An 8,105-nucleotide genomic window follows, 5' to 3' on the forward strand; every position below is an offset into this window, starting at 1 on the left:
GGCGCAGCGCTGCCGTACGGCTTACGGCTCGAACTTGTAGCCCAGGCCCCGCACCGTCACCAGGTACCGCGGCGCACCCGGGTCCGGCTCGATCTTGGCGCGCAGGCGCTTGACGTGGACGTCGAGGGTCTTGGTGTCGCCCACGTAGTCGGCGCCCCAGACCCGGTCGATGAGCTGCATGCGGGTCAGGACGCGGCCGGCGTTGCGCAGGAGCATCTCCAGGAGGTCGAACTCCTTCAGCGGGAGGTCGACCTTCGAGCCCGACACCGTCACGACGTGGCGGTCGACGTCCATGCGGACCGGGCCCGCCTCCAGGGCGGCCGGGGTGACCTCCTCCGGCTCGCCGCGACGGCGCAGGACGGCACGGATGCGGGCCACCAGCTCGCGCGAGGAGAACGGCTTGGTGACGTAGTCGTCGGCTCCTATTTCGAGACCCACGACCTTGTCGATCTCGCTGTCCTTGGCGGTCACCATGATCACGGGAACGTTGGAGCGGCCGCGCAGCTGCCGGCACACCTCCGTGCCGGGCAGCCCCGGCAGCATCAGGTCGAGGAGGACGAGGTCGGCGCCGTTGCGCTCGAACTCGTCGAGTCCGTCGGGGCCCGTGGCCGCCACGGCGACCTCGAAGCCCTCCTTGCGGAGCATGTACGACAGGGCGTCGGAGAAGGACTCCTCGTCCTCGACGACGAGCACACGGGTCACGGAAGGACCTCCGGGGCGGGAAGCGGTTCGTACTGGGGTGAGTCGGCGGTGCCGCCGGCCTCGTCGTCGAGGTCGGGGTGCTGCTGTGCACGGTCGCGGGCCGCACCCGCCTCCGGCAGCCTGAGGGTGAAGGTGGAGCCCTGGTTCTCGGCGCTCCAGACCGTGACCTCCCCGCCGTGCGAGGCGGCCACGTGCTTCACGATCGCGAGACCCAGACCGGTGCCTCCGGTCTGCCGGGAGCGGGCTGGGTCCACGCGGTAGAAGCGCTCGAAGATGCGCTCCTTGTCCTTGTCGGAGATGCCGATGCCCTGGTCCGTGACGGCGAGTTCGATCATGTCGCCGCCCGGGGCGTTGACCCGGCGGGCGGCTATGCCGACGCGGGTGCGGGCCGGGGAGTAGTTGACGGCGTTCTCGACGAGGTTGCCGAGGGCGGCGGCGAGCTGGCCGCGGTTGCCCCAGACGTGCAGGTCGGCGGTACCGCCGGCGGCCATCGTGATCTGCTTGGTGCCCGCCTGGTGGCGGCAGCGGTCGATGGCCTCTGCGACGAGGTCGTCCACGCGGACGGGTTCGGCGTCCTCGAGGGGGTCGTCGTTCTGGACCCGCGAGAGGTCGATCAGTTCCTGGACCAGGTTGGTCAGCCGGGTCGCCTCGATCTGCATGCGGCCCGCGAAGCGCTGTACGGCCTCGGGGTCGTCCGAGGCGTCCATGACGGCCTCGGAGAGCAGGGAGAGCGCGCCGACGGGCGTCTTCAGCTCATGGCTCACGTTGGCCACGAAGTCGCGCCGTACGGCCTCGATCCGGCGGGCCTCGGTGAGGTCCTCGACCAGCAGCAGGACCAGGCGGGAGCCGAGCGGGGCCACGCGTGCGGAGACGGCGAGGGCCTCGCCCCGTCCGGTGCCGCGCCGGGGCAGGTCCAGCTCGACCTGGCGTATCTCCCCGTCCCGGCGGGTGTCCCGGGCCATCAGGAGCATGGGCTCGATGGCGAGCTTGCCGCCGCGGACCAGCCCGAGGGCGTACGCGGCGGAGCTCGCCTTGACGACGCCGTCGGCCTCGTCGAGGACGACGGCCGAGGAGCGGAGCACCGACAGAACGGTGTCCACGCCGGGCGGGAGTACGGGATCGGTGTGCAAAGAAGTCCTGGTCGGTCGCTTCTGGTCGCGTTCGCTCCAGCGGAACGCCAGCATGGCGATGACACCGGTGAGCACCCCGGCGATCGCTGCCGCTGCGGCGACCGCCGCGTTCACGTCCATGCGTCCAGGTTAGGCATGGCGTAAGACATGACCACAGCCGTGGGAGTGCGACCTCGGCCACTCGTCGCCCAGAGTTCACCTTGGAGCCAGTAGTGGTTCATTTGGGGTGGCAGAAACGGACGCGTGCGGGCCGGAACGTGGGAGCGTGGGGTTCGCACCGCCGGTTTCGCCACGGGGCGCCTGGTGTCACGGCCCCCGGAAGCCCCGAAAGAGAACGTACGAGAGGGAACCCTGATGCGGGACGCGTACCACGAGGAACTTGACTCGATCGGCGACGGTCTGGTGGAGATGGCCCGGCTGGTCGGGTCGGCCATCGGGCGCGCCACGACGGCCATCCTCGACGCCGACCTGAAGCTGGCCGAGAGCGTCATCGAGGCCGACCAGAAGGTGGACGAGCTGCAGCACGACCTGGAGGCACGGGCGATAGCCCTGCTCGCCCGCCAGCAGCCGGTGGCGACCGACCTCCGGATCGTCGTCACGTCGCTGCGCATGTCCGCCGACCTGGAGCGCTCCGGCGACCTCGCCCAGCACGTGGCGAAGCTGGCCCGGCTGCGCTTCCCCGCGCGCGCGGTCCCGCACGACCTGCACGCCACCATCCTGGAGATGGGCCAGCTCGCGCAGCGCCTGATGGCGAAGGCCGCCGAGGTGCTCGTGACGAAGGACGTCGACCTCGCCCTCCAGCTGGAGCAGGACGACGACGACATGGACCAGCTGCACCGCACCCTCTTCCAGCACCTGATCGACGAGCGCTGGAAGCACGGCATCGAGACGGCTGTCGACGTGACCCTGCTGGGCCGCTACTACGAGCGGTACGCCGACCATGCGGTGGCCGTCGCCAAGCGCGTCGTCTTCCTGGTCACGGGCGAGCACGCGGACGAGCTGCAGCCCGACATCCAGCCCGTCACCGGGGTCGACGAAGCCTGACACCCGCGCCGCCCGGGGGCTCGAAGGCCGTCGGGCAGGGCGCGCGGACGCCTCTGTGCGCCGTTGATGCGCCCAGAGAAACGGGCATGGAATGGGCGAGGGCATCTGGCCCCAGTGTCGAGGAGGGACCCATGGCCGAATCCCCCAGCACCACGCCCGACCCCACCCAGGAGCGCGAGACCGACCAGCCCGCCGAGATGAGGAGTCTGCCGCTCGTGGCCGCGTGCGGCTGCGGTTCCGGCTGCGGCTGCGGCTGCCAGTCGGGTGCTCCCTGCCAGTGCGGCTGACGGCGTACGACCTGTGAGGGGCTCCGGTGACTCCGGGGCCCCTCACTTCGTCCGCCGGCCACCGGCTACCGGAAACCGGGTCCGCGGGCCAGGACCCTCCGGGCGAGCTGGCTGACCGTGCGGCCCTCGGCGAAGGCGCGGGCACGGATCCGGTCCAGGGCCTGCTCGGGGTCCAGGTCCAGCTGCACCATCAGCATGCCGACGGCCTGCTGCACCTCGGTGTGATCGGCCTGCGAGGCGCTCACCCAGGACGTCGCGTCCCTGTCCTCTTCCCTGGGCCGCAGCTCCGTCAGAGCGTCCGTCATCGCGTCCCGCACCCACAGCGCGGTCCGCAGATCCGGCTCGGACAGTGCGCCGGGCCGGTCGCAGTACAGGTCGAGGGTGCCGATGGCGATGCCGGTGACGCCGAGCGGCAGGGAGAACACGGCGGCCGCGCCGAGCCCGACGGCCTCGTGCGCGAAGACCGGCCAGCGGCAGGTGTCGCGCCGACCGGCGAGGTCGGCCGCGAAGACCGGGGCGCCCTGGTCGAGGGCGGTCTGGCAGGGCCCCTCCCCCACGGTGTACTGCAGCTCGGCGAGCCGTGCGGCGACCTGGTCGCTCGCGCACCAGGTCACCCGGATCCCGCGCCCACCGGACAGCGACACGGAGGCGCCGGTGACGGGCAGCAGCCGTACGCACGCCCTGCAGAGCGCGTCGGGCACCCGCCGCGGGTCCCCGGCCCCCCGCGCTGCCGCGGCGAGCGCCGCGCCGACCCGCGACCGCCCCTCCGCCTCCGAGGGCACACCACCCCCGGCCGACTGCTGGGACTGCCCGTACTGCATGGTCATCACCCCCGGCACGGCGTGCGGTGAGCGGGTCCGTGCCTGCCGGGTTCCCCGGTTGAGCGGAGCTAGTGCTCGACGCGTCGGGCCGGTGGGCGGCAATCCGAAAAGGCACCTCGGACGTATCCGAAACAGGGCCGCAACCTGGGGGCACGTCCCTGGTCGGCTCGTTCCGGAAGGAAGAGTGCATCATGCGAGCACATGACGCGGGGCGTCTGCTCGCGGCGGCCGCGGCCGGCGTTCTGCTGGCCGGCGGCGCCGCGATCGGCACAGCGGGCACGGCCGTGGCGGCAGCCCCCGCTGCGCACACCCATGTGGTCACCGACTCGTGCTTCGGCAACCGCGAGGGGCGCTGCTTCGACCACGGCGGCTTCGGCTTCGACCACGGCGGATTCCGCTTCGACCACGGCGGCTTCGGCCACCGTGGCTTCTGCTTCAACAACCCCGGATTCTGCTTCGGCCACAACCGCTTCGATCACGGCTTCGGCAACGGATCCTTCGTGATCGTCATCGTCAGTTAGCGGCCGACCGGCCCGGGAGAAACTTGAAAGGCGAACGACTCACCGGGAGACAAGCGACCACGGGGTGGGCGGACCTCTCGTCAGGGGTGGTCCGCCCACCCCGTGGTCTTCGGTCATGGTGGTCGCGTCACCGACCCCGGACCCGACAGCCATGTCACCCGAATGGCGCAACGTGACGTGCCACCCACATGGGTGAAGATCAAGCTGGCTAGTGCCCCAGCCGAGGCAATCCGTGAAAGGGAGACCAAATGCGCACTCGACGAATCCTCGCCGCCGTCATCGCCACGGCAGCCCTCGCCGGACTCGGCCTCACAGGCGCCGCCACCGCCACCGCCGCCACCTCACAGGGTGTCCCGACCTACGTCACCCCTTCCCAGTGCCAGCAGGGCGGCGGAACGGCCGATCTGACGGACAACACCTGCAAGGGCGGTACGTACGACGGGGAGAAGATCGACTGAACCCCACCGGGCGCCCCGCAGCCACGCGCCGCGGGGCGCTCGCGCGCGAGCGCAGCCGGAGAAAGCAGCCCGAAGGGGGCTCAGAAGGTGCCCGGCTCCTGGGCGGCATCCAGTGGCAACTGCGGAGACTTGCGCAGTGATGCCGTACAACCCTGGAGGGGCTCCAGGGGTCTTGTGGGCAGTCTCGTCTTCCCAGTGGGGGTTGCATCACTGTGCGTGTGCGCAGCATTTCGGCCGTGACGGCGCTCGCGGTCGCTCTCGGTTCTGGCGCCCTGATCGGGTCGGCCGCGGTCCCTGCTGTCGCCGACAGCAGCGCCGCGCTGCCCATCACGTCGAGCGGCGACATCATCGTGGACGGCGTTCACCAGCGGGTCTTCATCAGCGACCCGTCGGGAGGCAAGGTCGTTGCCACCGACTACAACGGCACCGTCATCGGGACGATCACCTCGCTGCCGCAGGCCGACGGCCTGGAGCTTTCCGCCGACTCGGCAACGGTCTACGTCGCCGTGCCGGGAGCTGATGAGATCGTGGCCATCGACACGGCGACGGTCACCGAGACCGGGCGGTACGCGACGGGTGACGGCACAGATCCGCAGCACCTGGCGCTCGCGGGCGGCAAACTCTGGTTCGGCTATGGCAGCGTCGGTCACGGCAACATCGGCTGTCTCGACCTGTCCGGCGGGCAGACGCGGGTTTCGCTCGCCCAGGAGCCCGACGGAACGTGGAACGACGCTCCCCTGCTGGACTCGGCACCCGGCGCTCCCAACACCCTGGCGGCCGGCTCGCGCCAGTACTACTTCACCCTCGGCATCTATGACGTGTCGTCCGGCACGGCCAGCCGGACCGCGTTCCTCGGCGGGCAGGACGCGGCCATCGGCAACACCGCGGAGGACCTGGCGCTCACCCCGGACGGCACAGAGCTCGTGGTGGCCACCACAGCAGGCGACTTCCAGCAGGTCTTTCGGACCTCAGACCTGTCGGAGACCATCAGGTATCCGAGCAGCTACTGGGAACAACGGTCGGTGGATGTCGCGCCGGACGGCCTCGTCGCGGTGGGCACCGACACCTACGCCTCCTTCGGCCGCCCCCATGTGTCCATCTACGAGCCGGGTGGCACGGCCCCGAGGCGGACCGCCGACTTCACCGACTACCAGAACGGAGTCGCCCAAGAGACCCTGCTCGACCACGGCGACCTCGCTTTCGCGCCCGACAGCAGCCGGCTCTTCGCGGTCACACACGGCCTCCTCAACAAGTACCGCCTGCGCGTCGTCACCGCCCCCGGCAAGGCCGTCACCGCCATCACGGTGAACGCCCCGGCGACGGCCGGCCGTGCCAAGTCGCTGACCGTCTCCGGCAAGGTCACGAACACGCTCGGGCTGCCCGCGGGGACCACCGTCGCGGTCACCCGAACGGACCTGGAGTCCCCGAACGGCAAGGCGCTCCCGGCCGCGACAGTGAAGGCGGACGGGACCTTCTCCTTCACCGACACCCCGCCCGCGGGCGGCAAGGTCACGTACAAGGTCTCCTATGCCGGCGACGCCGATCGCACGACTGCCTCGGCCTCCGACGCGGTCGAGGTCTCCCGGAGCTCCACGACCCTGACGGTGAACAAGAACGGCAACGTCTACGCCTACGCCGGCAACGTGACGTTCACCGCCCACCTCGGCACGACGTACAAGAACCGGACGCTCTCGCTCTACGCGGACACCGCGGGCGACGGCAAGGGCAAGTACCTGGTCAAGACCGGCAAGGTCAACAGCGAGGGCAACCTGTCGGTCACCTTGACACTGAAGCGCGACACCACGGTGAGCGCGTACTTCTCCGGCGACGCGCGGACCGCCCCGAAGACGGCCAAGAGCTGGGTGGGCGCGAAGGTCAGGGTGTCGCTGAGCCCGAGCCGCCACTACAAGACGGCCACGGTCGACGGTCACACCAAGTACTACTTCCGGAAGACGGCCAATCCGCTCCTCACGACCACGATGACGGCCTACCCCGGCCGCTCGCAGAGGCTGCAGTTCCAGATCTACTACGACGGCGCCTGGCGGTCGGCGGGGTCCCAGTACTTCAAGCTCGACTCCACGGGCAAGTCGGTGGTGGAACTGCGCGGCACGCACCAGACCGGCTACTCGATGCGCGTGCGGTCGTCCTACATCAACAACTCCTCGGGCGACACCGTGAACTCGACCACGCACGGGTCCTGGAAGTACTTCACCTTCACCGGCTGAGGACACGATGGCGCGCTCCGGCCACTCCTCGGACCGGGCCGCGCTGTGGCGGTCGGGCTGGATCGGATGTCCGAGAGCAGCGCGAAGAAGCCCCAGGCTGCCGGCCTGGGGCTTTGTGCTGGAGCGGTTCGACGAGGCGGCGCTGCGGCATTCCCTCCCGCACATCGCCTGACATTTCCCGCATCATGCCGCAGGACTGTCGTGACATATTCACGCGAATACCGGCTGCATAATTTCCACCGAAATCCGAACCTCAAAGAACACTCAACTCAGTTGCCGTCCCACTCATTCACACGGAAGGATGATCACGCAAGCCGAAGAACGGGGAATACGGTGAACATAAGCAAGAAGCTTTTGACCACTCTGGCGGCACCGGCTGTCGCCGGAGTTCTTCTGACCGGCCTGGCGGTCCCGCAGGCGTCCGCCGCCGAGCACAAGGCGGACGCCACCTGCTCCGCCTCGCTCAATCCCACGGCGGACGCCAAGATCAAGGTGCGGACGTACTACACCAAGAAGACGAGTACGACCTGGCAGCACCTGAGCCGGTACTTCTACCCGAGCAGCCACGGCATCCGGAAGTCGCGCTCGGACACGGACATGGAGAGCTGGCTGCTCGTCGGCTCCAGCCGCAAGGGCTGGGAACACGAGAAGCCGGGCACCATCCGCTGGGACCTGATCGCCTACCACTACGACTTCCCGCAGGGGCAGCGGCCGGTGACCAAGAAGGGCCAGACCCGCCTGGTCACCCACGGCTGGTACGCGCTCGACACCTGGCCGACCGAGTGCAAGGCCCAGTCCTGGGTGTTCTAGTCCGCCGACCGTCGCGGGGGGGGGGGGGGGGGGGGGGGGGGGGGGGGGGGGGGGGGGGCGGGAGGGGGGGGGGGGGGGAGAAAAAAAGAGAGGGGTGGATGCGTTTG

General features: G+C 70.0%; 10 protein-coding genes. 7 read left to right on the plus strand and 3 right to left on the minus strand.

From position 1 onward, the window contains the following. Nucleotides 1-21: 21 nt before the first annotated feature. The gene (gene phoP, locus AC07DS_RS30120; RefSeq protein WP_018568744.1) at nt 22-693 is read right to left on the minus strand and encodes a two-component system response regulator PhoP; all 672 of its coding nucleotides are present in this window, start codon (nt 691-693) and stop codon (nt 22-24) included. A gap of 5 nt (nt 694-698) precedes the next feature. Further along, on the minus strand, nt 699-1,952 hold the full coding sequence (phoR, locus tag AC07DS_RS30125) for a two-component system sensor histidine kinase PhoR (protein WP_468813301.1): 1,254 nt from the start codon (nt 1,950-1,952) through the stop codon (nt 699-701). 234 nt (nt 1,953-2,186) lie between these two features. On the opposite strand from phoR, the gene phoU reads away from it, so the two are divergent. Next, entirely contained in the window at nt 2,187-2,876 is a 690-nt protein-coding gene (phoU, locus tag AC07DS_RS30130) for a phosphate signaling complex protein PhoU (protein ID WP_479150325.1), read from the plus strand. A gap of 131 nt (nt 2,877-3,007) precedes the next feature. Beyond that, nucleotides 3,008-3,163: a hypothetical protein gene (locus AC07DS_RS30135; RefSeq protein ID WP_179851626.1), complete on the plus strand. Its 156-nt coding sequence runs from the start codon at nt 3,008-3,010 to the stop codon at nt 3,161-3,163. Between the two features lie 65 nt (nt 3,164-3,228). Here AC07DS_RS30135 and AC07DS_RS30140 read toward each other — a convergent pair whose 3' ends face one another. Then, nucleotides 3,229-3,984 (minus strand): GAF and ANTAR domain-containing protein, encoded by a 756-nt coding sequence (locus AC07DS_RS30140; protein WP_479150327.1) that lies wholly within the window; start codon nt 3,982-3,984, stop codon nt 3,229-3,231. Between the two features lie 191 nt (nt 3,985-4,175). Between AC07DS_RS30140 and AC07DS_RS30145 the strand changes: the two genes are divergently transcribed. The 5 genes from AC07DS_RS30145 to AC07DS_RS30165 all read left to right on the plus strand — a co-directional run bounded on the left by AC07DS_RS30145 (nt 4,176) and on the right by AC07DS_RS30165 (nt 7,998). Further along, complete coding sequence (locus AC07DS_RS30145) at nt 4,176-4,505, plus strand: hypothetical protein (RefSeq protein WP_479150329.1); 330 nt, start codon at nt 4,176-4,178, stop codon at nt 4,503-4,505. 248 nt (nt 4,506-4,753) lie between these two features. Continuing rightward, nucleotides 4,754-4,963, plus strand: coding sequence for a hypothetical protein (locus tag AC07DS_RS30150; RefSeq protein WP_479150330.1), 210 nt, complete (start codon nt 4,754-4,756; stop codon nt 4,961-4,963). 218 nt (nt 4,964-5,181) lie between these two features. Continuing rightward, nucleotides 5,182-7,188, plus strand: coding sequence for a YncE family protein (locus AC07DS_RS30155; RefSeq protein ID WP_479150332.1), 2,007 nt, complete (start codon nt 5,182-5,184; stop codon nt 7,186-7,188). Nucleotides 7,189-7,195: 7 nt separating this feature from the next. Then, the gene (locus AC07DS_RS30160) at nt 7,196-7,360 is read left to right on the plus strand and encodes a hypothetical protein (RefSeq protein ID WP_479150334.1); all 165 of its coding nucleotides are present in this window, start codon (nt 7,196-7,198) and stop codon (nt 7,358-7,360) included. 182 nt (nt 7,361-7,542) lie between these two features. Further along, on the plus strand, nt 7,543-7,998 hold the full coding sequence (locus tag AC07DS_RS30165; RefSeq protein ID WP_479150335.1) for a hypothetical protein: 456 nt from the start codon (nt 7,543-7,545) through the stop codon (nt 7,996-7,998). The last annotated feature ends 107 nt before the right edge of the window (nt 7,999-8,105 follow it).

Source organism: Streptomyces sp. NPDC044064 (assembly GCF_056434245.1).

Coding starts and splice junctions, on each gene's coding strand:
- phoR (WP_468813301.1), bottom strand. CDS start 1,952: ATGGACGTGAACGCGGCGGTCGCCGCAGCGGCAGCGATCGCCGGGGTG.
- phoU (WP_479150325.1), top strand. CDS start 2,187: ATGCGGGACGCGTACCACGAGGAACTTGACTCGATCGGCGACGGTCTG.
- AC07DS_RS30135 (WP_179851626.1), top strand. CDS start 3,008: ATGGCCGAATCCCCCAGCACCACGCCCGACCCCACCCAGGAGCGCGAG.
- AC07DS_RS30140 (WP_479150327.1), bottom strand. CDS start 3,984: ATGCAGTACGGGCAGTCCCAGCAGTCGGCCGGGGGTGGTGTGCCCTCG.
- AC07DS_RS30145 (WP_479150329.1), top strand. CDS start 4,176: ATGCGAGCACATGACGCGGGGCGTCTGCTCGCGGCGGCCGCGGCCGGC.
- AC07DS_RS30150 (WP_479150330.1), top strand. CDS start 4,754: ATGCGCACTCGACGAATCCTCGCCGCCGTCATCGCCACGGCAGCCCTC.
- AC07DS_RS30160 (WP_479150334.1), top strand. CDS start 7,196: ATGGCGCGCTCCGGCCACTCCTCGGACCGGGCCGCGCTGTGGCGGTCG.